35 protein-coding genes are annotated in these 26,616 nt (G+C 57.0%); 28 read left to right on the forward strand and 7 right to left on the reverse strand.

The window, feature by feature from the left end:
- Positions 1 to 389: 389 nt before the first annotated feature.
- The 6 genes from dnaN to ASD32_RS19745 form a co-directional block, all read right to left on the reverse strand.
- Positions 390 to 1,511, reverse strand: a complete 1,122-nt coding sequence (gene dnaN / locus ASD32_RS19720; protein WP_060639770.1) for a DNA polymerase III subunit beta — start codon at positions 1,509 to 1,511, stop codon at positions 390 to 392.
- Positions 1,504 to 1,863, reverse strand: coding sequence for a hypothetical protein (locus ASD32_RS29670; RefSeq protein WP_060639771.1), 360 nt, complete (start codon positions 1,861 to 1,863; stop codon positions 1,504 to 1,506). Before ASD32_RS29670 ends, dnaN begins: the two co-directional genes overlap by 8 nt.
- 3 nt (positions 1,864 to 1,866) lie before the next feature.
- A complete protein-coding gene (locus tag ASD32_RS19730) occupies positions 1,867 to 2,484 on the reverse strand; it encodes a hypothetical protein (protein ID WP_244490208.1) in 618 nt (205 codons plus the stop codon).
- Between the two features lie 50 nt (positions 2,485 to 2,534).
- Positions 2,535 to 2,750, reverse strand: coding sequence for a hypothetical protein (locus ASD32_RS19735; protein WP_060639773.1), 216 nt, complete (start codon positions 2,748 to 2,750; stop codon positions 2,535 to 2,537).
- A complete protein-coding gene (locus ASD32_RS19740) occupies positions 2,750 to 2,986 on the reverse strand; it encodes a hypothetical protein (RefSeq protein ID WP_060639774.1) in 237 nt (78 codons plus the stop codon). Before ASD32_RS19740 ends, ASD32_RS19735 begins: the two co-directional genes overlap by 1 nt.
- Positions 2,987 to 3,388: 402 nt before the next feature.
- Positions 3,389 to 4,081 (reverse strand): helix-turn-helix transcriptional regulator, encoded by a 693-nt coding sequence (locus ASD32_RS19745; RefSeq protein WP_060639898.1) that lies wholly within the window; start codon positions 4,079 to 4,081, stop codon positions 3,389 to 3,391.
- 82 nt (positions 4,082 to 4,163) lie between these two features.
- Here ASD32_RS19745 and ASD32_RS29055 point away from each other — a divergent pair, with 82 nt between their 5' ends.
- The 23 genes from ASD32_RS29055 (at position 4,164) to ASD32_RS19845 (ending at position 20,323) form a co-directional block, all read left to right on the forward strand.
- Positions 4,164 to 4,376, forward strand: a complete 213-nt coding sequence (locus ASD32_RS29055) for a Cro/CI family transcriptional regulator (RefSeq protein ID WP_082546837.1) — start codon at positions 4,164 to 4,166, stop codon at positions 4,374 to 4,376.
- Positions 4,377 to 4,492: 116 nt separating this feature from the next.
- Complete coding sequence (locus ASD32_RS19750; RefSeq protein ID WP_244490209.1) at positions 4,493 to 4,963, forward strand: phage regulatory CII family protein; 471 nt, start codon at positions 4,493 to 4,495, stop codon at positions 4,961 to 4,963.
- Positions 4,964 to 5,144: 181 nt separating this feature from the next.
- Positions 5,145 to 5,783 carry a GcrA family cell cycle regulator gene (locus tag ASD32_RS30055; protein ID WP_060639777.1) on the forward strand — a complete coding sequence of 213 codons (639 nt, stop codon included), beginning with the start codon at positions 5,145 to 5,147 and terminating at the stop codon, positions 5,781 to 5,783.
- 182 nt (positions 5,784 to 5,965) lie between these two features.
- Positions 5,966 to 6,160 (forward strand): hypothetical protein, encoded by a 195-nt coding sequence (locus ASD32_RS30060; protein ID WP_162252679.1) that lies wholly within the window; start codon positions 5,966 to 5,968, stop codon positions 6,158 to 6,160.
- A gap of 11 nt (positions 6,161 to 6,171) precedes the next feature.
- Positions 6,172 to 6,381 carry a hypothetical protein gene (locus tag ASD32_RS19765; RefSeq protein WP_060639778.1) on the forward strand — a complete coding sequence of 70 codons (210 nt, stop codon included), beginning with the start codon at positions 6,172 to 6,174 and terminating at the stop codon, positions 6,379 to 6,381.
- A complete protein-coding gene (locus ASD32_RS19770) occupies positions 6,378 to 7,598 on the forward strand; it encodes a P4 alpha zinc-binding domain-containing protein (RefSeq protein ID WP_060639779.1) in 1,221 nt (406 codons plus the stop codon). Before ASD32_RS19765 ends, ASD32_RS19770 begins: the two co-directional genes overlap by 4 nt.
- Positions 7,599 to 9,401, forward strand: coding sequence for a DNA primase family protein (locus ASD32_RS19775; protein WP_060639780.1), 1,803 nt, complete (start codon positions 7,599 to 7,601; stop codon positions 9,399 to 9,401).
- A gap of 274 nt (positions 9,402 to 9,675) precedes the next feature.
- The gene (locus ASD32_RS19780; RefSeq protein WP_060639781.1) at positions 9,676 to 10,437 is read left to right on the forward strand and encodes a hypothetical protein; all 762 of its coding nucleotides are present in this window, start codon (positions 9,676 to 9,678) and stop codon (positions 10,435 to 10,437) included.
- Positions 10,438 to 10,611: 174 nt separating this feature from the next.
- On the forward strand, positions 10,612 to 10,980 hold the full coding sequence (locus tag ASD32_RS19785) for an HNH endonuclease (RefSeq protein ID WP_060639899.1): 369 nt from the start codon (positions 10,612 to 10,614) through the stop codon (positions 10,978 to 10,980).
- Between the two features lie 189 nt (positions 10,981 to 11,169).
- Complete coding sequence (locus ASD32_RS19790; protein ID WP_060639782.1) at positions 11,170 to 11,649, forward strand: hypothetical protein; 480 nt, start codon at positions 11,170 to 11,172, stop codon at positions 11,647 to 11,649.
- Positions 11,646 to 13,412 carry a terminase large subunit gene (locus tag ASD32_RS19795; RefSeq protein WP_082546838.1) on the forward strand — a complete coding sequence of 589 codons (1,767 nt, stop codon included), beginning with the start codon at positions 11,646 to 11,648 and terminating at the stop codon, positions 13,410 to 13,412. The genes ASD32_RS19790 and ASD32_RS19795 overlap by 4 nt, the downstream gene beginning before the upstream one ends.
- Positions 13,412 to 14,653, forward strand: a complete 1,242-nt coding sequence (locus ASD32_RS19800) for a phage portal protein (protein WP_060639783.1) — start codon at positions 13,412 to 13,414, stop codon at positions 14,651 to 14,653. Before ASD32_RS19795 ends, ASD32_RS19800 begins: the two co-directional genes overlap by 1 nt.
- Positions 14,650 to 15,519, forward strand: a complete 870-nt coding sequence (locus tag ASD32_RS19805; protein ID WP_060639784.1) for a head maturation protease, ClpP-related — start codon at positions 14,650 to 14,652, stop codon at positions 15,517 to 15,519. The genes ASD32_RS19800 and ASD32_RS19805 overlap by 4 nt, the downstream gene beginning before the upstream one ends.
- Before the next feature lie 23 nt (positions 15,520 to 15,542).
- A complete protein-coding gene (locus tag ASD32_RS19810; RefSeq protein WP_060639785.1) occupies positions 15,543 to 16,742 on the forward strand; it encodes a phage major capsid protein in 1,200 nt (399 codons plus the stop codon).
- A 51-nt stretch (positions 16,743 to 16,793) separates the two neighbouring features.
- Positions 16,794 to 16,976: a hypothetical protein gene (locus ASD32_RS29680; protein ID WP_156383253.1), complete on the forward strand. Its 183-nt coding sequence runs from the start codon at positions 16,794 to 16,796 to the stop codon at positions 16,974 to 16,976.
- Between the two features lie 20 nt (positions 16,977 to 16,996).
- Positions 16,997 to 17,371, forward strand: a complete 375-nt coding sequence (locus ASD32_RS19815) for a hypothetical protein (RefSeq protein ID WP_060639786.1) — start codon at positions 16,997 to 16,999, stop codon at positions 17,369 to 17,371.
- 4 nt (positions 17,372 to 17,375) lie between these two features.
- Entirely contained in the window at positions 17,376 to 17,963 is a 588-nt protein-coding gene (locus tag ASD32_RS19820; protein ID WP_060639787.1) for a head-tail connector protein, read from the forward strand.
- A gap of 12 nt (positions 17,964 to 17,975) precedes the next feature.
- Positions 17,976 to 18,167 (forward strand): hypothetical protein, encoded by a 192-nt coding sequence (locus tag ASD32_RS19825; RefSeq protein ID WP_060639788.1) that lies wholly within the window; start codon positions 17,976 to 17,978, stop codon positions 18,165 to 18,167.
- A 37-nt stretch (positions 18,168 to 18,204) separates the two neighbouring features.
- A complete protein-coding gene (locus ASD32_RS29065) occupies positions 18,205 to 18,546 on the forward strand; it encodes a head-tail adaptor protein (protein ID WP_244490215.1) in 342 nt (113 codons plus the stop codon).
- A 14-nt stretch (positions 18,547 to 18,560) separates the two neighbouring features.
- On the forward strand, positions 18,561 to 19,007 hold the full coding sequence (locus tag ASD32_RS19830) for an HK97 gp10 family phage protein (RefSeq protein WP_244490210.1): 447 nt from the start codon (positions 18,561 to 18,563) through the stop codon (positions 19,005 to 19,007).
- Positions 19,004 to 19,429, forward strand: a complete 426-nt coding sequence (locus tag ASD32_RS19835; protein WP_060639790.1) for a DUF3168 domain-containing protein — start codon at positions 19,004 to 19,006, stop codon at positions 19,427 to 19,429. The genes ASD32_RS19830 and ASD32_RS19835 overlap by 4 nt, the downstream gene beginning before the upstream one ends.
- A gap of 73 nt (positions 19,430 to 19,502) precedes the next feature.
- Entirely contained in the window at positions 19,503 to 19,940 is a 438-nt protein-coding gene (locus tag ASD32_RS19840; RefSeq protein WP_060639791.1) for a phage tail tube protein, read from the forward strand.
- Complete coding sequence (locus ASD32_RS19845) at positions 19,940 to 20,323, forward strand: gene transfer agent family protein (RefSeq protein WP_060639792.1); 384 nt, start codon at positions 19,940 to 19,942, stop codon at positions 20,321 to 20,323. Before ASD32_RS19840 ends, ASD32_RS19845 begins: the two co-directional genes overlap by 1 nt.
- Before the next feature lie 178 nt (positions 20,324 to 20,501).
- On the opposite strand, the gene ASD32_RS19850 is transcribed toward ASD32_RS19845, so the two are convergent.
- Positions 20,502 to 20,822 (reverse strand): hypothetical protein, encoded by a 321-nt coding sequence (locus tag ASD32_RS19850; RefSeq protein ID WP_060639793.1) that lies wholly within the window; start codon positions 20,820 to 20,822, stop codon positions 20,502 to 20,504.
- A 55-nt stretch (positions 20,823 to 20,877) separates the two neighbouring features.
- Between ASD32_RS19850 and ASD32_RS30715 the strand changes: the two genes are divergently transcribed.
- From ASD32_RS30715 to ASD32_RS19875, 5 genes are all read left to right on the forward strand, one after another.
- Positions 20,878 to 23,412, forward strand: a complete 2,535-nt coding sequence (locus ASD32_RS30715) for a tape measure protein (RefSeq protein ID WP_082546840.1) — start codon at positions 20,878 to 20,880, stop codon at positions 23,410 to 23,412.
- A complete protein-coding gene (locus ASD32_RS19860; RefSeq protein WP_060639795.1) occupies positions 23,412 to 24,032 on the forward strand; it encodes a hypothetical protein in 621 nt (206 codons plus the stop codon). Before ASD32_RS30715 ends, ASD32_RS19860 begins: the two co-directional genes overlap by 1 nt.
- Before the next feature lies 1 nt (position 24,033).
- Positions 24,034 to 24,717: a hypothetical protein gene (locus tag ASD32_RS19865; RefSeq protein WP_060639796.1), complete on the forward strand. Its 684-nt coding sequence runs from the start codon at positions 24,034 to 24,036 to the stop codon at positions 24,715 to 24,717.
- 41 nt (positions 24,718 to 24,758) lie between these two features.
- Positions 24,759 to 25,148 (forward strand): GNAT family N-acetyltransferase, encoded by a 390-nt coding sequence (locus ASD32_RS19870; RefSeq protein ID WP_082546843.1) that lies wholly within the window; start codon positions 24,759 to 24,761, stop codon positions 25,146 to 25,148.
- Between the two features lie 25 nt (positions 25,149 to 25,173).
- Positions 25,174 to 26,616 (forward strand): phage tail protein (locus ASD32_RS19875; RefSeq protein ID WP_200953620.1); only part of this gene is annotated, 1,443 nt, incomplete at its 3' end.

A 26,616-nucleotide genomic window follows, 5' to 3' on the forward strand; every position in this document is an offset into this window, starting at 1 on the left:
GCCGGGATCGAAAATGGCAAACATGACCCGCTTGCGCAGTTCGAACGGCGACCGCACACGATCTTGGGGTGATGGGGTGCCAACGGCGACGACGCCGATATGTTCGTCTTCAGTCGTCATGATGCGTCCTCCGATAGGCCTGGCGGGCCCTGATATGGAATGTCGTTGATGATCGTCTGGATGTCGCAGGCCCCGTTGACTGCGAGAAGGATGAGGCTCTGGTGAAGGTTCGGATCCCGTGCGATGTCGCGCAACACGCGGCATCGAGCTCTGGCCTCGAACAGCTGACCGCTACGAGCGAGCCAACGTCCCTCCTTTGCTGCGCGCCATGTCATTTCAGCTTGGATGCGCAACGGTCTTAATGGTGTGAGCGACCCCATCAGACGCTCCTAGATTCTCATGGGCATGAGTATAGCGAAGCTGTTGGTTTCGCCGGGTCTCATGATCATGGCGGGGTCGCCCGGATTTCCAAGCTTCATCTCGATATCGCCGCTACCAAGGGAGTCGATCACCTCGAGCATGAAGCTGCCGTTAAAGCCGATCTCTAAATTGCCCTCTACCTCGGCCGACATCTCGTCTTCGGCCTCGCCGTTCTCGCCGGGCTTGCTGACCAGCCTGACAGCGCCGTCAGCGAAGGTGAAGCGGATCCCGCTGCCCTTCGTGTTGCTAACCGTTAGGACGCGACCGACAGCACCTGCCAAGAGCTTGCCGTTCAGTCGGATGATCTTGTCATTGTTCGCCGGTGTGATGCGCTGATAGTCGGGGAATGTGCCCTCGACGAGCTTGGAAACGATAGTCAGTCCGGACAGCGCAAATTCAATCCGTTCGTCGGAAAGCCTGACAGCGACGTTGCCGGCATCGGGAAGCAACCTGGATACGGTTTTGACGGTATCGCTTGGGATAATGACCGCCGGAATGCCGGTGATTTTTTCCTCGTCGATGTCCACCATCGGCATCAGGCGGCGCGCCAAGCGCGCGCCATCTGTGGCGACGAACATCAATCCCTCGGGGTGTGTGTGCATGAAGACGCCATTCAGGTAGTAGCGGGTCTCCTCAGTCGACATGGCAAACTCGACGGCGCGGAAACATTGCTTCAGGCTAGACACGCCCAGGCCAACCCCGTGGTTGAGCTTGTCCGTCTTCATCTTGGGGTAGTCCTGTGCGGGCAGGATCGGCATCTTAATCCGCGCACGGCCAGACTTAATGGCGATACCGTCGATGCGCCCGCCCGCCGCAGCCACGTTTTCGACCGTGATTGAACCGTCAGTCATAGATTTGACGGCAGTCTCAAACAAAGCATACGGCGCGGTGAAGGCTGTAAAGTCCGCGGCGATGCCTGCTGAACAGGTCGCCGTGATCTGGATATCAAGGTTGCTGCCGGAAATCACGAGATCCTCACCGCTCCGCTCGAAAAGAGCGTTTGCAAGGATTGGGATCGTGTTGCGGGCGTTAATCGATGCCTTGATCGACGCGAGTGCCGCTGAAAGCGCTGATTTTTCGGCCTTAAACATGGGAGTAGCTCCTAGTGCCGGACAGAAGATCCGCGATTGCACGCTCGTGGGAGGGGGGGGCAATGCCGTGATCAACATTTTCGTAGATCATATCCATCGCCTCATTGGCTTTGCCTTCGGCCAACAATCGATAGACCCGAGACAACCATGGATGGAGATCGATATCTCTTTCCTGCAGAGCTTCAACGAGTTCTTCGGTTGAGAAGTCAGAGGCGGATAGCTCATCCTGTTGGTCTTCGAAATCGCCGTAGAGCTGATCACGAACGTCTTTGCGGTCCCTTGCTTGTGCAAGGATGACATCATCGGGTATGTCGCTAATATTGACGGTCGCGTCTATGGTGAGTTGTTTCACGGCTTACCTCAATGCTCGGGCAGCGGCAGCTATGCCGGCCTGTTCCAGGACACGGTCTTCGCCGATGAGGCGGTAGGCCATCTTGCGGAATTCTTCTTCGGCCTTCATCGCGCCCCAAGAACGGATTGCACCGGTGGTCTTCGGTGTCGTGGATTTCGGAAATTGCTCGGCTGCGCGAGGACCGAAGAGTGCGATGGCTTCGGCGCGGCACATGCGATCGTCCATGCCCTTGACCATCGCGCGCTGTCTTTTCGTCCAGGCCTCCGGGCCGGGGAGACCGGCGGCGGCATAGATCTCTTCGTCCCAAGCGGCTTTTGAGGCGCAGATACTGTCGGCGACATGATCGTCGCCGTAGATATCGCGTGCCACCCCGTCATAAAGGTTGGCTGCCGGGCGTGGTGTGTCGCCTAAGGCCCACTCATGCGCATCATGCAATAGGAAGAGGGCGGCATCCGCATTGGTTCCGCCTTCATTAAGAACCGCTTGCGCCCCCATGACGCAGTGCTGCGCGTCGGAGTACGCCGGACCGGGGTAGCGGCCATTAAAGCGGGCGATCTTTGAAAGGGTGTTGCCGATTTCGAGGAAGCAGACAAAAGTCTGATCCGGACGGCCGAGATCCATGACCGAACCATCGGCATTGAAAGACCAAACGGGTTTCGGCGTGAGACGGGTCATACGCGCTCCGCCATTGCAATCTGGCGGTCGAGCGCAACGAGCGCGCGGCCGGACGAAAAGGCAAGATGACCGATCAGTATAAGCGCTGCCGCCCACAGCAGTGGCGACGCGACCGCGAAGGCGCAATACCGTCTGCTGGGGCGGCGGGGCAGAACGATGACGGGAGGATGTGTCACTCGTGCGCCAAACGGAGTGAAGTGGTTGCTGTCCATCAAGCCACCTGCCGAGTTGACTGGCGACGGGCGATGGCTGTTGCAGCGCGTGCAAGACGATGCACCGTGTTTTTCGTCCAGCCGCGCTCAATCAGCGTTTCAACGGAAACATTCTGGCCCGCAAAGGCCATTTCGCGCATGTCGTCTGCCATCCGTTCTTCAAGAGTGCGGATGCATTTTGGGGCAGCGACGATCTTTGCTGCGACGGCTTGTTTGTTGCTGATGTAACGGATCATGTCTGCATCTCCATCTGGGAATGCACGACATATAAGCTGAAATTATAATTTTAGGCAAGTGGCAATTATAAGCGGCGCTTAGAAATATTTGTCCTCGACTCTTGTCCGGAAAGAATCAACAATAGAACGAACGAGGAACATAGGGGTGAGATATGAACGATGAAGTCCTGCTTGGAGATGTTAGTCGCCTTGGTATTGAGTGCAGTGACTGCGGTCGCAATCGATGGAAGGTGCCCGCGCAAATGGTTACCCGAGGAGTCACGCTGCGAACCCCATTGTCCGCTTTGGCAAAGAAGTTGACATGTTCGGCTTGCCAGGATGATGGGCTTCCCGGAAAAACCGTCTCAATACAGGCCTATTTCGCAGTGGATGCTGACCGGACAAAATTCGAGGCGCAGGTGCTTAGAAACCAAGAAGCTCTTTCAATGGGATCACGCGCCATAGGCGCTTGATAGCGTAGCGATCAAACCTGACCTCTTTCGCAGGATTGTACTGCTCGCAGATAACCTCGGCAGCAGTTCGACGAGTAAGTTTCTTGATAAATGCTTTTCCCGCCTGACCCTCCAGTTCGGGAAAGGTTTCAACGACGACATGATCCCCAGGTATCGGCTCTCGGCCCCCACAGTAAATGACTTCTCCCGGATCGTATCTCGGCACCATGCTGTCACTCAGAACATGCAGAGCAAAAACGTTGCGCAGATTTGCTATTCCGGGTGGACGCCTTACGTAGCCCGAAACCTCTCCGTTAAAATGGAAATCCCCATCATCGCCACCAAATGAAACGCCGAGGACTTCAACGTCCATGGGGCCAGAAGGGGGTGGGGTGAAATCAGTGATAATCTCGGCGTCGCCAAGGTCCTCGGCGTCATCATATTTTAGTTCGCCACGTGACAGCGCAGTTGGATCGACCTTGAGTATTTCTGCAGTGCGCACCAAATTTGCAGTAGATGGCAGGTTCTTCCCGCTCTCCCACATGCCCACTGCCGCTACATCGATCTTGAGAGCTTCAGAAATGTTCCGCTGAACATATCCTCTACGCTTGCGAGCAGTGCGGATTGCCGCCCCAACTTTAATTGCCATCTCATTTTTAGCCATGCTTATAAATGGCTTACTCTGAAGTGGTTGGTCTACGCAATTATCGCTTGTTTCAAGTTCTAAGTTATGCTTATATCCCAACATGGAACAGTCTGACCCCGCTCTCACTTTAGCAATTGATCGCGTTGGAAGCGCTAGCGAACTTGCGCGACAGCTCGGCATTACGCCTGCCGCTGTTTTGCAGTGGGAGCGTGTTCCTCCTAACAGGGCTTTGGCCGTCGAGAGAATTAGCGGCGTGTCTCGGCATCAGCTGCGGCCCGATATCTACGGCCCGGCCGAGGCGGTGGCTGAATGATGGATTGGTCGTCATGTGGTCCCCCTTGATCTGATGGGCTGACCTTACGGGCGCGGCGAGCGCGCATCACTGAAAGATTTTCCGAAACGATTTCCTTGATTTACGGGGAGGATAACGTGCGTTCAATTTCCGACAAACAGGGCCTTACCCTCAAGGCTGCGACCCGCCGGTCCGTCGATATGGCCGGCGGTGGCGACGCTCTCCAGCACGTCACGCGCGTGAAGGCAGGCAACCTCTCCAAGTATGGCTCCGCAAACGAGGAGAACGAAGAAAAGTTCATGCCGATCGACGTCGCCGTCGAGTCGGACCTTGAGGCTGGCGCGCCGATCATCCTGACCGCCATGGCTGAAATTTTGGGGTACCAAGTCACCCCGCTCGCGCATGCATCGGCCGCTGATGTCAAGCCAATCACCGAACGTGACGCCCTCCGTATCGCCCGAGAAGCGGCCGACGTGGTCAACGCCATGGTCCGGGCGATTGAAGACGGCACAGTAGATAGTGCTGAAGAGCGCGAAATCACTCGAGAAATCGACGAACTTAAAGTGGCTCTCGTTGATGTGATGCGACGGGCAAAGGTGCGGACATGAGGAGCGGCGTCGCGAACAGCCATCCCATCTTTGTATCTCTCACCGTATGCCGCCAATGCGACAAGCTTCTGTCGGTTGCTGAGCATATCGAGAACTTTTGCGAGGCCTGCAACGGAGAATATCTCGCGGAGGAGGTTCCCGCGCCATCTGACGAGGCCGCGCTTCGCGAGAGGGCAACGTCATGAATTGGGATGCAGCGGAAATCAGGCAGGCTGCCAAGTACTGGCGCAGCGGGTTGAGCGGCGCGCAGATTGCAAAACAAATGGGCGTGACCCGTGGCGCTATCCTCGGACTAGCCCACAGGAACAGAGATCTTTTTCCGAGTGCGGGAAAGAAGGCGGCTCCTCGAAAGCCAATGTCTGGGCGCAAGCCGTCCCAGTGGACAGAGGAAATTCTGACAGCAGCTTCACGCAGTTGGAAGGCTGGCGCTGGAATTGGAGAGATTGCCTCTGCAGCCGGCGCGACACGTGCGGCGATGCTGGGGCAGATTCATCGACGCCGCGATCTATTCCCCATCCGGAAGACCAAGCGTCAGCCGAAACAGAGAATTAAGTCGAGCGCTCCGGCAATGCCAGTCTTTGAGCCGGCGTGCCCGTCTGTTCAATCGGTGAACGATCTGAGCCGGTTCCAGATCGCGGGCTCCGAACCTGTTGCTTTCATCGATCTCGGTCGGCGCCAGTGCCGGTTTCCCCTTGAATGCATGGAGGTCGTTTCTGGACCGCAGACACTTTGCTGTGGGGCTAAGACCGAGGATCTCGCAAGCTATTGCGTTGGTCATCGCCGGGTCATGATGAGGGCGGCAATGGAGGCTGCGGAGTGACCGAAGCTATCCGTTTCTTCATAATAACAGATGAGCCAGCATGTGCGCTCATCGATCTTTTTTGCTGCACTCCGGCAACGGCTCCATCATGGGTCAGGACCCTCACCGAACCATCAGAAATCCTAAACTTGCCTGATGGATCAAAGTGCCGGGCACAATGGTATTCTCGGAGCGGCCACACGTTGGCGGACCGCGCGTGGCGCGAGCGGCGGCTCATGGGCGGCCTCGATTTCATCTCCGGTGAAGATGAAGACCGCATCAACGCCTGGATTGATCGGCGCAATGCTGCCCGTCAGGAGCGGCTCACGCCAGCAATTGCACTCCGCCGTCACGAACCAGAGATCCAAAACCTGCCCCTGACGCAGCGCTGGTCATGATGGAGCACGACATGAATGGACGGCAAAAAGCAAACGTGCGCTTCGCGGGCAGCGCCGCGATGAGCGGCAGGATGGATGATAGGCAAGCGCTTGCCGCCATCATCCTTTGGAATTCCGGCCATTTCGATACCAAGGATATTTCCGATGTCCTGCGCGTCGGCGAGGATGCAATCTATCGCACTCTGCACGCCGCCCGACATATTTCGAAGGGCGATAAATGAGCTCCATCATTGACGATTTTATTGAAGAGGCTCGGGGCGTCACCGTTATCGAAGCTGCCGGCATGCTTGGGATTGCACTCACCAGGGCAAATTATGCCGGGCCGTGCCCCGCGTGCGGTGGCAAGGACCGGTTTGCCATCAGCGTTGTCAAGCAGGCATTCAACTGCCGCCAGTGCGGCGCAGCTGGCCGTGACGGCATCAGCTTGATGGCGCTGGCGAATGATCACCATCTTGCAAGTCGAGAGGGGCTGTTGAACGCCTGCGCCGACGCACTCGGTCGTATAGTGCCCGTCGAAGGCTCGGCGGAGAGTGTTGAGGAACGCCGTTTTCGAATGGAGCGGATTGCCGAGCGACAGAAACGTAATGCGGAAGCGGCGGCTGAAAAAGACAAGAGTTCCGATCTCTATCGTCAGCGCGAAGTCGATAAAGCGCGGGGAATCTATCTGCAGGCTCAAGGTGCAGGAGCCATGCTTGCGACCTATCTCCACCGCAGATCCGGGTTTGAACCCCATCCGGAGGTGTTTGCGAATCTGCGGTTTCAGCCAAATGCCACCTATTGGCACGGGCGGGACGATCGTGGTTTTGAGCGCGCAGTCCATGCAGGCCCGGCGCAGATCGCGCCTTTCGTCAATCTCGAAGGTCGCGTGACTGGATGCCACCAAACGTGGATCGATCTGCGGTGCCCGCCGAAACTGCGTCCGGTCATTCTCGATGATGCCGGCGAGGCTTTGCCAACCAAGAAAATGCGCGGGACCAAGAAAGGCAGCTTCATTCCATTGTTCGGCCTCTTGGGAGCAACCCGGTGGGTTGGTGGAGAGGGGATTGAGAACGGCCTTGCGATTGCGGGCGCGGAAGGGTTTCGCGTCGATACCTTCTATTTTGCGGCTGGCGATCTTGGCAATCTTTCAGGGCCCGCCGATCCAAAGTCCGCGTTCAATCATCCGTCGCTCCGTAAGGCGGATGCCAGGGGCCATTTGCGGGCCATACGAGTGCAGGGGCCGGAACCAAAGCCTGATCAGACGACCGATGAAGCAATGCCTATTCCAGATCACGTTGACGAGCTCGTGCTGCTAGCCGACGGCGACAGCGAGGCCGTGTTTACTGCAGCTGCAATGGCGCGAGCCGAAAGGCGGTTATCGCGCGACGGACGGACGATCGAGACATGGTGGCCGCCTGAAGGGGCGGATTTTGCGAATTTGATGGGCGTGGGGGCATAGGTGGCAGAAGCGAAGAAAAAACAGGGACTGCCGGAGCCGGTGCTGCAAAAGATGGCCGAGGCCGCTGCGCAGCGGGCGTGGGTAAACCCCGAAACCCCTCCTGGTCCTGCGGACGAAGAACCGGCTGCCGTTGCCGTCGACGTGAATGCTGATCCAGCTGCAGTGGAATTCTGTGCCGAGTTTGACCATTCCGATACCGACAATGGCAAGCGCATGAAGGTGCATTTCGGCGACGATATAATCGTCATCGCTCAGGAGAAGGCAAAGACGCCGTTATTCGCTGTCTGGACCGGCACGCATTGGGATGTGGCCAATGGTGGTCCTAAGTCCCTTGCAATAGCGCAGCGGCTGGGTGACCGGATCGCCATGGAAATCGAATTTATCAAGCCGACGCCGCGCGAGCAGATGTTCATTGATCGGGCGGCAGAGGCGAGGCTCAAGCCGGAGGAGGATCGCAACCCCGGAGAGAAGCGGCTTGTGATTGCAGCCGAGAAAGCTGACGTGGATCACAGCAAGCGGGTCAAGCGCCGGATGGATCACGCGGTCACATCCAAGAACATCGCCAAGATGCGGGCGGCTCTCGACTGCCTGGCGCCGCATATCATGAAATCAACCGACGACTTCAACGCCGACAAAATGATGGTCGCGGTCAAGAACGCGACGCTGGTTTTTCATCGCAAGCTAGAGCGGCGCAAAAACCCTCGCTTCAAGAGCCTGACAGAGACGCCGGATGCCGGAGAGTATCTCGATGTCTGCACTGACAGCCGGTTGGAAGTTGTCGATGGTCACAGACGGCAGGATCTGATCACGCACATCATTCCTGTGCGGTTTGATCCGAAAGCCACATGCCCACGATGGCTGACCTTCCTGACCGGCAAGTTGCCAGATCCTGCCGTACGCCGAATGGTGCAGGTCAGCTCAGGGCTCGGGCTGCTCGGTATCACGGTGCAGTACCTGTTCTTCCATTACGGCGACGGTGCGAATGGAAAATCCGTATACATGGAGACGCTTTGCCGACTGCTGGGCGAAATAGCGGTGACTCTGCCTGCCACCAGCTTAATTGGTGAGGGCGGCTCATCTGGCAGCGCTAGTCCTGACCTTGCCCGGTTGTTTGGCCGTCGCATGCTGCGCGTCAAGGAGCTGCCGGAGGGGGAGGATTTGCGCGAAAATCTTGTGAAGGAACTGACCGGCGGCGAAATGATCACCGCGCGCGACCTCTTCACCGGATACATGGACTTCCAGCCGATCTTTATCGCCATGATGAGCGGCAACGGATATCCGCGGATCAGCGGCGTCGATGATGGTATATGGCGGCGCATGGCTGTCGTTCATTGGCCCGTCAAGATAGCCAAAGAAGACCGTCGAGAATTCGAGGAGATCGTCTCGTCATTCGATGTCGAGCGGCCGGGCATTCTCAACTGGTTGATCGAGGGTATTCATATCTTCCTCAAAGAGGGCCTGGTGATACCGGAGGCCGTTGAGCGAGCGACGCAGGACTATCGTGACGATATGGACCGCACGGCCGGGTTTGTAGCGCGCTGTGTCATCAAAGATGACCATGCGTCGCCGCTTCCGGGGAAAGACCTCTATCAGTCCTACTGCGACGACACGATCGACCAGGGAGGCAGGCCCATGAACGTCACGGCCTTCGGTCGAGCGATGGCGAAGAAGTTCAAGAAAGAGCGGACATCGGCTGGAGTCGTTTACCACGGCATCCGGATTAACCGCGCTTCGCAGCCACCTTCATCAGGGCCGCCACCGGGACGTTTCGCCTCGGACGAGCCATTTCCGGAAGATATGTGATGCCCCGTAACCCCTTCTCAGGCTTCGATCTGACCAGTTTGATGATGAGTTGCGGGTCAGTTTCAAAGGAGGAAAATATAATGAAAACAATGATGGTGATGAGTTGTGATGAGTTTTAGGGCTCTAATACGTAAAGGGGTTTGGGGAGGTATGGAGGAAGCTCCATGTCAATCTGATTAAACCCATCAGACTGATACAAGTATTTGAATACAAACAATAAAACTATTCATAGAACTATACATAAACTCATCATAACTGGTCAGTAGGATAGAAGATGAAGAAAATAGGAATTGAACAACTTCTAACCTGGGCTTTTACGCAGGAATTGCCGAAGATCGGCGCTCGGTCGGAAAGTGTTCTAACTGCTGCGCCGTCGTCGTGGAACGTGATGAGCGACATGATCGCGCTCGGAACCATGGTGGACAAAGGACCTAACCGCTACGGCGTCGTTTCAGGCTTTGTCCACGAAGGCGATCCTCATCCAGATGCCATCATCGTTGGAGATGCTGTCCGTGGCCTAGCGGTACACGGTGGCTTTGAGATTGGCAGGGGTTGGAACCCGTATCCCGAATTCAACGATGAACACGGGCTGATAGCCGCCGAGGTGGCGCGTGTTGTGTCCGATCAGATGGAGCGCAGCGATAAGCTCAATGGCCGCTACATGGTCAACCTGGTGACCAGTGCTGCCATCCTGAAGCGGGGACCCTGCTGGCAGGCGGACGAACCTCGCGTTGTGATGGTGATGAACTCCGGTAAGCCGGCATGGTTCATCCAGAGGAAGATGCGGGACCGGCTTGGCAAGACCGTTACCTATGAGGATAACGGCTTCGATGAGCGGAAACAAAGACCGAGGCTTGGGGCCTACCGCAAATACCGCATCGCGACGCCAATCAGGTCAGCCATCGTGGGACGGATGGATTGGCAGCTGTGGCAGTCATCCCTGCGATATCTGCACCACAAGCTTTCCTCGCAACTGTCCGCTCATGATTTGCAGTCGTTTACGCCGGACAGAGAGCCATGGCGATACCATAGGTGATTTGCGAACCGTCTGCGTAAGCACTTGTAACTACAATATAATATGACGATAAAATGATTGTTGACGTGCGGCACGGTGTTGACATAGGTTGAGCACACTGAAAAAGGTAAGAAGAAACCCGCTGGCGGAAACGCTCGGCGGGTTTCGCATTTCTGGCTATTGGGAGGCGGTCATGTGACCCGTTTAACCACACTCCCGCCAAGGCTGACCGCCATGGCTCCACGGCTCGGCCGTCCAGCTGGTGATGAGAAGGCTCGCCTTCGTGAGCGTGACCAGAACGTGGCATGGCGGAAGTGGTACAAGACCGAGCGCTGGCGCAAGCTGAGATTAGAGGTATTGCTCCGCGATGCTTACACCTGTCAGCAGACCGGCATCATCTGCATGGGGAAGTACCCTGCTGCCAACAGCGCGGTGGTTGACCACAAGTCCCCGCATCGCGGTGATGAGCAGTTGTTCTGGGACATGAGCAACCTGCAGACCGTGAGCAAAGCCTATCACGATAGCGAGAAGCAGAAGCAAGAGCGGTCTGATTGCCGTTGGTAGCCGTCAGAAATACAGAAAAGTTATGGAGCGTAACCTCCTGTCCTTCTGACCGAAAACGGGGAAAGGGACGCTTAGACCCCCTCGACCATTAGCGACCCCTCATCGACCGACCGGGAGGGGGGGGTCAAAAGTCCGGAAAGCCCCTCCGGCCCGGACCCGCGTCCCCCTCACCATGATATTTTTTTTCCGATGACCCCAGATTTTGACCTCTTTGGCAATCCCATTCTGATCGGCGACGCTAAACGCGGACGGCCGGAGCATGAACCGTCTGAGGAAAACATCATATTTGTCATGGTGTTACTGGCGGCGGGCCAGACGAATAAAGAGGTTGCGGCTACGCTGGGTCTTTCCGTGCCGACTTTTCGCAAACATTATTTTCATTTGTTGAGACAGCGAGACCTCATGCTTGATCGGCTCCGCACCAAGCTTCGCGTCTCGCAGATCAAGCAGGGACTTTCTGGAAATTCGTCGGCGCTGAATGCAGCGCTGGCGACCCTCGACAAGGTTAAAGCGGAAAGTGCGCAAAAGAGCGTCGAGAACCGTGGCAACGCGAAAAAGGAGAAGGCCGTAAAGCTTGGCAAGAAGGAACAGCGTCAGCTGACCGCCGAGAACATCGGCGGTAAGTTTGCCCCTCCATCAGCTCCAAAATTGATCGTGGACAACCGATGATTCACTGGTCAACCGCATGCCCGGACTGGGAGAAGCGGATTGTAGAGCGGCGGAGCCTAATACCATTCGAGCCTCTTTTCCCTGATGAGGCGGATGCGGCGCTGGCTGTCTTCAAGTCATTGCGCATCGTCGATGTAGCGGGGCAGCCGACGTTCGGCGAGGCCTGCGAAGAATACGTCTTCGATTTTGTCCGAGCCGTATTCGGTGCCTACGATCACGAAAATGCCAAAAGGCAGATCGAAGAGTTCTTCCTCCTCATCAGCAAGAAGAACATCAAGAGCACACTGGCCGCCGGGATCATGCTGACGGCGTTGATCAGAAACTGGCGGCACTCCGCCGAACTGTTGATCGTCGCCCCAACATTGGAAATCGCCGGAAACTCTTTCAAGCCGGCCGCCGATATGGTCCGCGCAGATCCAGAGCTGATTGAATTGCTTCATGTGCAGGACAATCTGCGCATGATCACGCATCTCACAACTAAGGCGGTGTTGAAGGTTGTCTCAGCCGACGCCAGCACGGTCGGCGGCAAAAAGGCTGCGTTTGTATTGATCGAGGAGCTTTGGCTGTTCGGCAAGCGACCTGGTGCCGGTGCAATGTTACAGGAGGCCACTGGAGGCTTGATTTCGCGGCCAGAGGGGTTTGTGATTTACCTCTCGACACAGTCCGACGAGATACCGTCCGGTGTTTTCAAGGAGCGCCTGGACTACTTCCGGAATGTTCGCGACGGCAAAATCGACGATCCCAGAAGTTTGCCGGTGCTATATGAATTCCCGGAAAAGATGATCGACACGGAGTCCTATCTCGATCCCGCGAATTTCTACATCACCAACCCGAATATGGGTCGATCCGTTCGGGCTGACTGGCTAGAGCGGAAACTGCTTCGTGTAAAAAGCGGGGAAGACGAAGAGGGTGATACTGTCCAGACGTTCCTAGCAAAGCATCTCAATGTTGAGATCGGTATGCGGCTGCGGGCAAACAGGTGGCCTGGTGCGAATTATTGGGAGAAGGCTGCGGATGAGGAGCTTTCACGCCTTCCGCACTTTCAGTCCCTTGAGCGCTTGCTTGCAAGATGCGAGGTCGCAGTTGTCGGCGTCGATGGTGGGGGGTTGGACGACCTCTTCGGCTTTAGCGTTCTCGGAAGAGAACCTGCCGAGATCCCGATTCGTGTAAAAGTCGATGGTTCCTGGTCCACGCGTTACATGAAGCGCTGGCTTTCATGGTCGCACGCTTGGTGTCACCGGGGCGTGCTCGATCTCCGCAAGAAGATAGCCCCGATCCTGCAGGACTTTGAGGCGTCAGGAGAACTCACGATCGTCGATGATGCACTTCAAGATGTCGGTTCGATCATCGAAATCATTCAGAGGATAAAGGACCGAGGGTTACTCGGTGGGGTCGCAGCGGACGCGGCTGGCCTGGGTGAGTTCGTGGATGCTCTTGAGGATATCGGGTTGACGCAAGAGACGAAACTCGTCGTCGCAGCGCCTCAGGGATACGGGATGATGAACGCGCTGAAGAGTGCAGAACGTCGTGTCTCTAGCGGACTGATAAAACATTGCGGAGGCAGATTGATGCCATGGTGTGTTGCAAATCTAAAGATTGAACCAACTGCAACGGCAATCCGGGCCACCAAGCAAACCGCAGGCGACGCAAAAATCGACCCTGCTATGGCATTTTTCAACTCGGTTTATCTCATGAGCCGAAATCCCGAAGCCTACAGCGAAGCCAATCTGGGCGATTTCCTCAAAAATGCGGTGACGGCCTGATGTTTGGTTGGATGAAATGGGCTGGGAAGAAGCTTACCGCAAAGGATGACGGTCTTTACGACGTCCTGAGCGCGGGCCAAAGCACATGGGCTGGCGAAAGTGTGTCGGTCGATAATTCGCTAAACCTTTCGGCATTCTGGGCCGCAGTCCGGATAACGTCTGAAACGGTGGCAAGTTTATCAATCGATGTAATGGAAAAATTGCCAGATGGAACCAAGGTCAAGGCCCCGGATCACTGGCTTCAGCCAATCATCGATACCAGTCCGAACGCGGATCAGACCGCTATCGAGTTCTGGGAGGGAAGAGTGCTCGGGTTGTGCACGACCGGAAACGGTTTTGCTGAAAAGGCATCGCTGGGTAAGCGGTTAGTCGCCCTGAACCGCATGCCCAATGATACGCAGCCCTATCGGAATGGTGATGGCGACCTCGACTACAAGTTTGTCGATCGCGGGAAAGAAGTGATCCTTCCTGCCGAGAAGGTTTTCCATATCAAAGCATTCGGTGATGGTGATGTTGGCATGTCGCCGGTTCAGTTCGCGCGCCAGACATTGAGCCTTACGATAGCCACTGAGAAGTTTGCTGGTCAGACTTTCTCAAAGGCTGGTCGGTCGAAGGGCTTCTTCGTGATGCCTCCCGGCAGCAAGCCGTTGACCGACGACCAGCGCGCGGACGCGAAGAAGAATCTTGTTGAGGCCAACGCTGGCCCGAACGCTCCCTGGGCCGGTATCCTTGAGGGCGGCGTCGATTTTAAGACGGTCAGCCTGTCGCTCAAGGATGCCGAGATGATCCTCAATCGACGTTTCAATGTCGAAGAGGTTTGCCGATGGGTAGGCGTTCCCCCGATTATTATCGGCCACGCCGGCCAGGGCATGACGATGTGGGGGACCGGCGTTTCTGCGGTAATGCAGGCTTGGTACACTCTGGGCCTCCGCTCCTATCTCAAGCGCATTGAGCAGGCCATCGAGCGGAGCCTTCTGTCACCAGAAGAGCGTCGCCGGTACTCGATCAAGATCAACTTCGAAGATCTCCTCCGGGGCGACACGGCAGCTCGGGCGGCATTCTACAAGGCGCTGCTTGATTGCGGCGTTATGACCATCAACGAAGTCCGCAAGCTTGAGGGCCTTCCACCGATTGAGGGTGGCGATATTCCCCGAATGCAAATGCAGAACGTGCCTATCACCGAAGCGACCAATTCCGCCATCGGCCACAACGGCGGCCCAGAGCTTGGAGAAAACGAATGACTTTGCGCAATCTCCCCGAGTTAAAGCGCCCAGAAACCGTTTCTGCATCGCCTGTCCTGTCAGAAAGGGCAGTGCAAGCCTGGGCTCCGATCGAGGCTCCAAAGAACGCTGCAGAAGATGGATCGGAGGTCATTACGATCCTCGATGTCATTGGTTACGACTGGTGGACAGGCGAGGGTGTTACCGCCAAGCGGGTTGCTGCGGCGTTGCGCTCCATCGGCCCAAAACCGGTAACCGTCCAGATCAATTCACCCGGCGGCGATTTCTTCGAAGGTGTGACGATTTACAACATGCTTCGTGCTCACCCATACAAGGTGACCGTTCAGATCCTTGGCATTGCGGCCTCCGCCGCCTCGGTCATTGCGATGGCCGGCGACGAGATCGAGGTGACCCGACTTGGGTTCATGATGATCCACAATACACAGTGGGTCGCTTCCGGCGACCGACACGTGATGCAGGATACACATGACGTCATGGAGGTCTTCGATACTGCGGTTGCCGAAATGTACGCCGAGCGTTCCGGTCAGGACGTGAAAGCGATCTCGAAAATGCTCGATACTGAAACCTGGCTGGCTGGCCAGGCGATCGTTGACAAAGGTTTCGCTGACGGGGTCAAGGAATTTGAGACCCAGCCTGTCGAGAGCGTAAATAATTCTGCTCCCGCACTTTATCGACTGGAAGCTGCGCTCACCACAGGGCGCGCCGTTCCTCGATCCGAGCGGCGGAAACTGCTGAGAGAGATTTCCGAAGGTATGCCGGGCGCTGCCAAGGATGACGCCATGCCGGGCGCTGGCGACCATGCTGTCGATGATGGCAGCACACACCTGAGCCTAGCACTCGCGCGGCTCAAGCTCGCAAGGGCATAACCCCAAACATTACGGAGCCTAAAATGGCAGACGATACCAAGGACCTGCTCAAGCAGGTTTCTAACGAACTCGTGCGCGTCAGTGACGAGTTTACCAAAAAGGCCGAAGAGGCCATGAAGGAGGTCAAGAACGCCGGCAAGCTCTCGGAAGAGACCAAGGGTGCCGTCGATCAGTTGGCCGTAACCCAGACAGCGCTCAATGGCACTGTCGAGGAGCTCAAGGCTCGCCTCGGCGAGGTTGAGCAGAAGGCAGTCCGGCGCACCAGCCAGGGCACAGACGAAAACAAGTCCGTGGGTCAGCAGCTGATTGAAAATGCTGGCTTGAAGGACTTCGCCAAGGGCATCCAGGCGGGCAAGCGTTTCAGCGCCCCCGTCAAAAATGCCCTAATCAGCACCGGCGTTGCGACCGGCGTTGTCGAGCCGCAGCGCCTTGCCGGTATCGACACCCTGCCGAAGCAACGGCTGTTCATTCGCGACCTGATCGCACCAGGCGAAACTGAGCAGCCTGCTATTTTCTGGGTTCAGCAAACCGGTTTCACGAACGGTGCCGCTGTGGTCGCGGAAAACACGAAGAAGCCTGAGTCCACGATGACTTTCGAGACCAAGATCACGCCGGTCACCACGATCGCGCATCTGTTCAAGGCCTCGAAGCAGATCCTGGACGATTTCAAGCAGCTCCGTTCCACGGTTGATGTCGAAATGCGTTACGGCCTGAAATTCGCAGAAGAGGGTGAAATCCTGTTCGGCTCGGGCGGTGGAGCGCATCTGCAGGGCATCGTGCCGCAGGCGCAGGCTTATAATCCTGCCTTCAGCGTTGATCAGCAGACCAAGATCGACGATCTTCGCCTTGCCATGCTTCAGACCCAGCTTGCCCGCTTGCCGGCGACGGGTATCGTCCTGCACTTCATCGATTGGGCGGGTATCGAGCTGACCAAGGACGCAAATGGCCAATACATCCTCGCCAATCCTTTGCGCCTTGCATCGCCGACCCTCTGGGGTCTGCCGGTTGTCGCGACTGAAACGCCGGAATTCGAGGGTGAATTCCTTGTCGGTGCTTTTGCGACCGCTGCGCAAATCTTTGACCGTGAAGACGCGAACGTCGTGATCTCCACGGAGAACAACGACGATTTCGAGAAGAACATGGTCACAATCCGTTGCGAGGAGCGTTTGGCCTTGGCCGTCAAGCGTCCCGAAGCGTTCGTTACCGGCCCCTTCAGCTCCTAATCGTCAAACGTCCGGGCGTGCGACCTCGCGCGTCCGGGAACGGAGGTCATCATGAAAATCGTAGCATTGACCACCTTTCGCGATCATCGCGGGAGCTTCCGCCGTGGCATGCCGGGCGACGTCCCGGCGGCCTTCGCGAAGGAACTCATTGCCGCAAAGCTGGCTAAGGCTGTGTTCGATGAGGACGAAAAAGCCGAACCTAAGTCGAGCGACAAGAAAAAGTCCGCTGACTGATCGCGCAAAAGGAGAACAACATGCGCCGTATTGAACTGAAAGTTACAACTGCTGCGGAAGGCACTGCCGCTGCCTTTTTCAACAAGGCCAGCGGCAAAATCCACAGTATCCATTACGTGAAAGACGCGACCACCGCCTTTATCGATGGCGTGGACTTTGCGGTCACGACCGAAACAACGGGCGAAATCATCTGGACCGAACAGAACGTTAACGCCTCGACGGTGCGATATCCGCGTGCTCCGACCCATACTCAGGCTGGCGTCGCCGCAGGCATCTACGCGACAGGGGGCGCGGCTGTGGCGGATAAGATCGCCATCGCGAATGACCGCATCAAGGTCGTGATCGCTCAGGGCGGAAACGCCAAAAAGGGCAAATTTGTAGCTTTGGTGGACTGACGAAATGCGCACCGTTGTCATTGATCCGCCGGCAGAGATTGTGTCGATCGAGGAAGCTCGGCGACATCTGCTGGATTTGCCGGCGGAAGATGAAGCTTATGTAACCGCGTTGATTGCCGCTGCCACAACGTGGCTTGATGGTCCGAACGGCTGGCTTGGTCGGTGCCTCGGTGTGCAGAAGATCGAGGTCAGCGGCTCCGACAGGGAGTGTTTCGCGCGCCTTCCCTACGGCGACGTGCTGGAAATTGACGGTATCTCATACCTCGACGAGGCGGAAGTTTCTCAGGCGATCGACCCGTCTCTCTATCTCTTGTGCGCGTCGGGTGTCTGGTGGCGGCCGGGCTTTAGTTTCCCGATCGTTGCGAGCGTCCCTGATCCCATTAAGATTCGGTACTGGGCCGGATACGGGGAGCGCAGCAGCAATGATGCGACGCAATGGGTATCGACCGTTCCACAGTCGATCAAGGTTGCGATCCTTATGTTGGTGGGGCAGTGGTATCAGCAAAGGCAATCAGTGGTAATCGGGGCAACGGTAGAAACGCTTCCCTTTGCTGTGGATGCGCTGCTCTCACCATTTCAAGTTTATCGATAGGAGGAGGCCATCATGGCTCGCATACGTTTCGTTCAAGACTTTGACTATCGCCCGACAGAACAATCAACCATTGGCTACCTCGCCGGCATGGAAGAAACCGTGAAACGCGAGTGTGCCGATCAGGCCATCGCGGCGGGGAAGGCTGTCGAGTTAGACGGCAAGGGCAAGGAAAAGGCCAATGGCGAAGTCCCGGTCAGCGGGTGACCTTTTTCATCGCTTTGCCTTCGATCATCGCGTTGAGATGGATCGCGGTGATGGTGTCACGGTCGGCAAATGGCAAGAGCAATTTCAGACGCGCGCCGGTGTCATCAATTTGCGCGGCGGGGAAGCGATCATAGCTGGCCGCCTTCAGGGGCAGCATTCGCAGATCGTTTTCATCCGGTCATCGGCTCTCGCGAGGCTTGCGACAACAGAGTGGCGGGCTCGCGATGTTCGGACTGGTGCAATCGTCGATGCCCCTTCCGGGGATATGATAGACGGGAAACGTTGGACAGGCGCCTCTTTTAATATTCGGGAAATCGTCTTGAGCGACGACAGGATGTGGCTCGATTTCCTTTGTCAGAGTGGCGTTGCTGCCGGATGACCGCAGTCCTAAACTTGGCTCGCCTCCATCAAAAGTTGAAACGCCTTCCGCAGGTGGCGAAACAGCACATTCGCGGCGAAATGGAAAAGGTCGCGGACAACATTGTTGCGATGATGAAAGCCCTGGTCGCCGTCGATGACGGCGAGCTGCGCGACAGTATCGGCTGGACCTGGGGAAAAGCTCCAAAGGGTTCGATGGTGATTTCACGGGTCAAGGCCAGCCTTGGCGGTGAGCTTACGTTGACGATCTACGCCGGCAACTCCGAAGTCTATTGGGCTCGGTGGATTGAGTATGGCACCGCTAGTCACCCAAACAAGGGTAAGTTCACCGGAACCAAAAATCCGGGCACCAGTGCGCAGCCGTTCTTCTACGTCAGTTGGCGGGCAAACAAGAAAAGCGCCGTTCGGGCTATCCGAAAGGCAAGTCGCGATGCTGCGAAAAAGGTGGCGGCCAGATCATGACCGAGGATGTTTCTCACGAATTGCAGGTCGCGATCGTTGATCGCCTAAAGGGTTTCGCCGACTTAGTTGCCTTGATCGACGATAGGGTTTTTGACTGGGTTCCGAGGAACGTTTCGGGCGAAGTCACGGCGGCGTTTCCCTTTGTGTCCTTCGGTCCGGAGCAAGATATTCCCGAGGATGCCGATTGCATTGATGCCTCGGAAATCGTGATCCAGATCGACGCCTGGTCACGTGATCCCGGCTACCGGGAAGTTCGGCGAGTGGCGAAAGGTGTCATCTCCGCTCTTGATAATGCCAGTCTGCCCTTGGCGGATAATGCTCTTGTCTATTTCGCCTATGATGGGCGCCGCGTGTTGCGCGACCCTGACGGCCTCACCTCTCACGCCGTCCTGACCTTTCGGGCGGGTGTCGAAAGACACTGAATTTTACCAATAGGCATATTGCCGAACCTGCCGAGCGGCGGGCGCTTTCTGTTGCCATCATAGGAGAACTCACATGGCGGAACCAACAACCATCAAAGGCGGCAAGGTGAAGGTCCAGTTAGGATCTGGCAGTGGCCCCATTACCTACGCGTCCCCGTGCGGCCTGACGCAACGCTCGATCACCTTCAACAAGGGGCTGGAAGAGTTTCAGTTGCCTGATTGTGCGGATCCGGACAGCATCGACTGGATGGGGCGCGATGCCACTTCTCTTTCCATGTCGATTTCTGGCGAAACGATCCTGGCGGAAGAGAGTGTCGAGGATTGGCTCGATGCCTGGGAGAGCGTCGATTCTGTGCCGGTCAAAGTCATCTGGGAATTTCCCGCCAAAACGATTACCTGGACAGGCAAGATGCATGTCGAGAATTTCGAAACTACCGCTCCGAATGCCCGTCGCGTCAACGGCACGGTCAGCATGCAGAGCGATGGCAAAATGACGCGTGTGGTCGCCTGATGAGCCGCAACGCTTCGATTACCTTGACCTGGGCGGATGGCGATTACGTTTTCCGCCTGGGGTGGGGCGAGTTAGAGACGCTGCAGGAGGCCTGCGACGCCGGGCCCTACGTGGTCCTGAACCGTCTTCATGATGATACGTGGAAGATCGGCGACATCTCGCACGTTATCCGGCTCGGCCTGGTAGGCGGCGGTATGAAGCCCGTCGAAGCTCTGAAGATGATCCGCGCCTACGTCGAGAAATACCCGCCAGTCGAAAATCTCATTTTTGCTCGGGCGATACTTCATGCGGGCTGCATCGGCGCGCCGGAGGAAAAAGTGGGGGAGGCCCACGCGCCAGACTTGGTGGGGAGCGCCTCGACGACCTCCCCAACGGAAAGCTAAGGTTTGGCGCGATCTACGGTCGTGCTGCGGTGATGGGTTTTACGCCCCAAGCCGCACGGGCCATGTCGGTTTGGCAGTTTACAGCCGCTTGGGATGGGTTTGTCAAAGCCAATAGCCCTGAAGATAAAGGGCTATCGACTGAAGAGGCGGATGAACTGTGGGAGTGGATCGAGGCGGGTTAGAGATTGCAGAATGCAATCGCGTTCTCACCGCTGTATGGCGATTTGATCTGAAACGTCCATCCTTTTGAAAAGACTGCTCCCTGTTCGTGGAGCATATTGGCGACCTTTCCGCAAAGGTCGCGAGCCTCTCCACTGTTCATATCAATCGTTGCGGTAACCGATGAATTCCAGCCGGAAACATCGCAAGGCGCGCTGGCGAGACCGGTATTATCGACGATCTGGCAAAGCGCGTACGCATAGGAGACGCTTTTGTCCTCCGCGTAGGCCTGGGTTGCGAACGCGCTCACTGCGATAAAGCTCAAGGCAGCCAATTTCATTCTGTTCCCTCCGAAATACTAATTTTCGGATCATACAACCATAAAGGTAATTTCTTTGGCAATAGATCTTGAGAAATTGGTTGTGCAGATGTCGATGGACCTCAAGCAATATCAGCGCGAGACCCAGCGCGCGCTCGGCATTACGAATTCGAACGCCCGCGCCATTGAAAACCGTTATCGCCAGATGGACCGGCGCCTCGCATCCATCGGCCAGAGTGCTGCTCGGTCACTCATTGCGCCTCTCAGCGGCATTGCGGCCGCCATCTCGGTGCGGGAGGTGCTGCAGTATGCTGACGCGTGGACCTCGGCGAAGAACAGTCTTGCCGTCGCGGGTGTAGTGGGAAGCAATCAAGCCGACGTGCTCGATCGTCTGTACGAATCCGCGCAAGCCAATGCGACGCCGGTAGGGGCACTCGCCGATCTGTTCGGTAAAGCCGCGCAGGCGTCCGATAATCTTGGCGCGAGCCAAGAGGATCTGCTGAAGTTCTCGGATGGTGTTGCAACGTCGCTCCGGGTAGCCGGTACAGGTGCGGCGGAGGCCTCGGGCGCTTTGCAGCAACTGGGGCAATTGCTGGGCTCAAGCCGCGTTCAGGCGGAAGAGTTCAACTCGGTCAACGATGGCGCGCGTCCCATTTTGATTGCGGTTGCTGCCGGGCTCGATGCGGCCGGCGGTTCCGTCAATAAGCTCAAGCAGCTTGTGAATGACGGCAAAGTCTCAGGACAGCAATTCTTTGAGGCCTTTCTCAAGGGCCTGCCGAAAGTCCAGGCGATGGCTGCCAGCGCGACGCAGACGATCGACCAAGGCATGACCAAGGTCAATAACGCTTTCACGCGTTATATCGGCCAGACCGATGAAAGCCTCGGAGCCTCGCAGCGACTTGTTGCCGGCCTGAATGCGCTTGCAGATAATTTCGACGGCACAGCGGATGTGGCTTTGCAACTTGCTTCCGTCATCGCTGGCGCACTTATTGGGCGGGCTGTCGGGGGCATGCTTGCTGCGGTGCCACAGGCTATCGCGGTGATCGGCGCAATGGTTACGGCAATGCGTGCCGGTGCTTTGACGGCCGGCCTTTTCTCAACGGCGCTTGGTCCGCTCGGCCTTATTGCGGGTATTGTCGCAGGTGCGGCCCTGGCGTTTGGAAATTGGTCTTCCGCAATCGATGACGCGACCCGCAGTCTGGCCGACCAGGCTGCGGGTGCTGGCGCCATCGAAGGTCTTATCGACGATACCCGCCGCGCGCAGGATGCTTACAAGTCCGCTATTGCGGCGACGGCAAACGCTCAAACGTCTGCCACGTCCTCTATCGTTGCCGATACGAAAAAGGAATTTGAGGCTAAAAAGTCGTTGCTTGAGCTAGAGCTGAAGCGGCAACAGGCTCTTGTCGCCGTTCGCGAAGCTGAGCTTTCCGCGAAAAGCGCTCAGTTGAAGGCAGACGTTTCGACATCTGTTTTCACCAGGGCGGACACCGACCGCACCGGCTATTCAGATCCTCGCGTCGGCCGGTTGGTCAATCTGCCGGATGACATCACTGGTCTGGAAAAGACACGCGAGATCCTCGCAAACAATCCTCTCACGCCAGAAGTTCAGCGCCTGCGTGCCGAAATTGATTTGGCTGAGGTTTCGGCAACCAAGCTCAGCGATGCCCTGAATACCACATTTAGTGACACTGGCGGTGGAACCAAGCAGGAGGATACCCCTGCGGATGGCAAGGGCAAGGGCGCTAAATCCGTCAAGCAGACCGCCGAAAGCCGGTTTAACGATGATCTTCAGGCTGTCCGCGATCGCACCGCAGCGTTGATCGAGGAGCAGCGGGTTATCGGGCTTTCTTACGAGGCGCAGGAAAAGCGCCGTATGGCGCTTGGACTTGAGCAGTCAGCGCTAGCTGACCTGCGAGAGGAGGCGCGCCGCAAAGGACAGACCGATTTTGACAGCATCAAGCTATCAGACGATCAACGCGCAAAGATCGAAGCAGCCTCTGCAGCCTATGCTCAGCAAGCCGCCATCCTGCGGCAGCTGGAAGATCAGCAGCAGCGAAATGAGCAAGCTGCGGATGAATTTTATGATGCGTTCAAATCCGGAGCGATGGACGCGATCACCGGCGCCGAAAGTTTGGGCGACGCCCTTTCCGGTCTCGCAAAGAGGTTTGGCGACCTGCTCTTGAGCAATGCGTTCGATAGCCTATTCAAGCCGGCGACGGGCGGAAGCTCAGGTGGGCTCTTCGGTGATATATTCAAGAGTATCGGAGGTTTTTTGACCGGCGGCGTTCCCAGGCGGGAGAAGGGCGGGCCGGTATCGGCAGGTAAACCCTATATAGTGGGCGAGAAGCGGCCCGAGCTGTTTGTGCCGAGCGCCAGCGGGAGGATCATTCCACAGGTCCCGACAATGGCTCCGCTTAGCGGATCTAGGCAGGGCGGACAGAGTGTGAACGCGACTTTCGCACCGGTGATTGACGCACGTGGTGCATCCGTTGAGGCCGTCGCTCGCTTGGAACGGTCTCTGCAGCAGCAACAAGCAGACTTCAGCGCCAATGTGGTCCAGACCATACGGAAGGCCAACCAGAGTGGCGTCAAGCTCGGAAAGTTTCACTGATGGCATTCGATGCGTTGAATATTCTTGCCAGCTTCCCCGGCTGGGCGACGGACTTCGACCTGATGTACCGGCAGGAGCAAAGCCGTACGGCGGGCGGGAAAACCTACGTGAAGGATATGGGGTCGCCTCTGTGGGCGGGCAGTTGGATCAGCAAGACTTTCAGCCCGAACGTTCTCGACGCTTGGCGCGCCCGGCTCAAAGCTCTTGAAAATGGCATGGTCGAATTCCGAGCAATACCCACCAGCCGATACTATCCGATCGCGTATCCCAACGGCTCCTGGCCAACCGGCAGTGCGTTTTCAGGCCTGGGGACCGTGGGTACAGTGAACGCGAACCGGAAGGCGGTTTCGGCTGCAGGCTTTCCAGTCGGATATCATCATTCGGTCGGGGACTATTTTCAGGTCGGTTCCGGCGATCTCCATCAGATCCTTGAAGACGCCACCACTGGCCAGTTCGAAATCCGGCCGCACCTCTGGCCTGGTGTCGCAGCTGGCGCGGCTTTGAAGGTCCTCAAGCCGTATTGCCTCATGACCATCGTACCAAACTCCATCAGCAGCCAGTCGGACCCTAATACCGGTCGCGGCAAGATTTCGTTTCAGGCTGTAGAGTCGAGGAGCTGATATGAGAACCCTTTCGGCAGCAAATTACGCAGCGCTTCAGCAGCGGCAGCTTGTCGCCCGTGATTTCGTCTGGTTCAAGGCCCGGGCGTTCGCGACCGGCACACCTTTTGAATACGGCTTCTGGTCTGATATTGGAAATGTTTCGTCTCCGGTTGAAAACCCGGATAATGCCGTAGAGGGCGGCTCCGTCACGCGCAATTTTGAGGGGGCTGGCTCTCTGATTTCGATCAGCGACATTCCGCTGGTCTCAAATGCAGAAGTCCAGACGGTGACGATCGCGCTGTCGCAGATCGATGACGGTGTCGCAAACCTCATTCGGGGCTATGATCTCAAGCAGGCCGTGGTGGAAATCTATCGTGGTCTCTTCTCACCTGTCAGCCGTCAACTGGTCGCTCCAGCATTCTGCCGGTTCAATGGTTTTGTCGATGATCCCGACATCACCACACCGTCAGAAAACGAAGAGGGTTCCATCGTACTCTCTTGTGTCTCGCATACGCAGGAAATGACGCGTACAAGTTCCGACACGCGGTCGGTCGATAGCCAGAAACTTCGCTCGGCCACTGATGATTTCCATCGGGACGCGACCACGGTTGGGGAGTGGGAACTGTTCTGGGGTCTAAAGTCTGGTAAGATCAGCACCTCCGCGCCAGAGCGCATCAGTTCAAGCATTCCATCGCAACGATGATCCGGCCTGCCACAATCGACGATCGCGCCCGAGTCCTCGCGATGGCAAAAGCGTTCCACCTTGCATCGGGTGCGCCTTTTCCATTCTCTGCGCCTATGGCCGATGTAGTATTACGATCGGCCATCGCTGATCCCGACATGCTTTGTTCGGTAATGGAAGCTGACGGTACCGCCCACGGCGTGCTTGTTGCCGAGGCTCGGCCGCACCGGTTCACGCCGGTGCTCATGGCATTCGAGCTGATCTTCTGGATTGATCCAGAACACCGGGGCAGACACGCCCGTTCGATGCTCAACATCTACGAAGGCTGGGCGCGTCAAAAGGGGTGCGCCTTTATCCATATGGTCGGGCTCGGCGGAGATCCGCTTACCTCCCGGCTCTATGAGCGCCAGGGCTATCTGCCTGCTGAGCGCCACTTCATGAAATCTCTTTAGCCGCTCGCGGCATCTCAGGAAAATCATGGCCGTCTTTTCAACCGCCGCTGTCGCCGGGGCTCTTGCCGTGGCGGAAACGTCCTTTCTGGCAACTGTCAGCACGTTCGCTCTGAACGCGGCTGTTGGCGTTGGTTTGAACTTGGCAGTGGCGCAGTTGACGAAAGTCGATCAGCCGCAGGCCGGCGGCGTTCGCGGCAAGCTGGAAGCTGGCGGTGACGTTCCGCGCTCGTTTGTCTTGGGCACGCGCGCAGTATCTGGCTCCCTGCAATACGCCAACACTTGGGGAAAATCTGGCAAGACGCCAAATGCCTACCTCACGCAAGTGATCCAGCTTTCCGATGCTCCCATCAAAGGTGTGACGGCAATGTGGGTCAACGGCTCGCCGGTGACCATCAACACCGCCGACACATCGTACGGCGACTGGGGCTTTCCCGTTTCTGATTATGAGACCGGAGATGGCGGCAACAATATGTGGGTCAAGGTCTACGACGGCACCCAAACCGTCGCGGACCCATTTCTGGTCAATACCGTTTCGTCCGAAGATCGTCCGTATGCCAGCACGCGCGTTGGGCGCGGCTGCGCCTATGCGATTGTCACGTCGCAGATCAAGGACAGCTTCTTTTCCGGCTTTCCATCGTTCCGGTTCGAGGTCGCAGGAATGCGGCTCTACGATCCATCCCGAGACTCGACACGCGGCGGGGTAGGTTCGCATCGTCTCAACAATCGGGCGACGTGGGGTGGCGACGGCGACGATTTTCCGGCTGTCCAGGCCTATAATCTGCTCCTGGGGATCACTTACGACAGTGCCTGGCTTTATGGTCTCCAGACATTAAAGGCTGCATCGCTGCCAGTCGCCCATTGGATTGCCCGCATCAACCAGTGCCGCGCCAAGGTTTCCGGCCCTGATGGCTTGGAAACGCAGTATATGACGGGGATCGAAATTTCCGTCGATACGGAGCTGAGTGCCACCATCGACGCAATCCTGAAGGGTGCGCATGGCAAGTTGATCGAGGTCGGTGGCGTTTACAAGCTGCAGATGGGCGAGCCTGGGGCACCTGTCCTGCCGTTTACGGATGCCGATATTCTATCGACCGAACAGCAGAAGGGTAAGCCTTTCGCGAGCCTTGCAAATTCCATAAACGGCGTCACGGCCAGTTATCCAGAGCCTACCAAGGCTTGGAACACTCAGCCAGCGCCGCCACTCTACAATGCCAGTTTCGAAGCTCGTGACGGCAAGCGCCGTTTGACCGTCGATCTGCCGTTGGGCACGGTATCACGTTTTTCTCAGGTGCAGCGCATCATGACTTCGGCGTTGGCCGAGGCGCGCCGAGAGCGTCGGCACACGATTACGCTGCCCCCGTGGGCTTGCTTGCTTGAGCCGGGTGATGTGGTCGAGTGGAATTCCGAACGCGAAAGCTATGCGACCAAGAAGTTTAGGGTTGAGGGCGTTGCCGACAAAGCCAATCTC

This window comes from Rhizobium sp. Root483D2 (assembly GCF_001426685.1).
Classification (GTDB): Bacteria; Pseudomonadota; Alphaproteobacteria; order Rhizobiales; family Rhizobiaceae; genus Pararhizobium; species Pararhizobium qamdonense.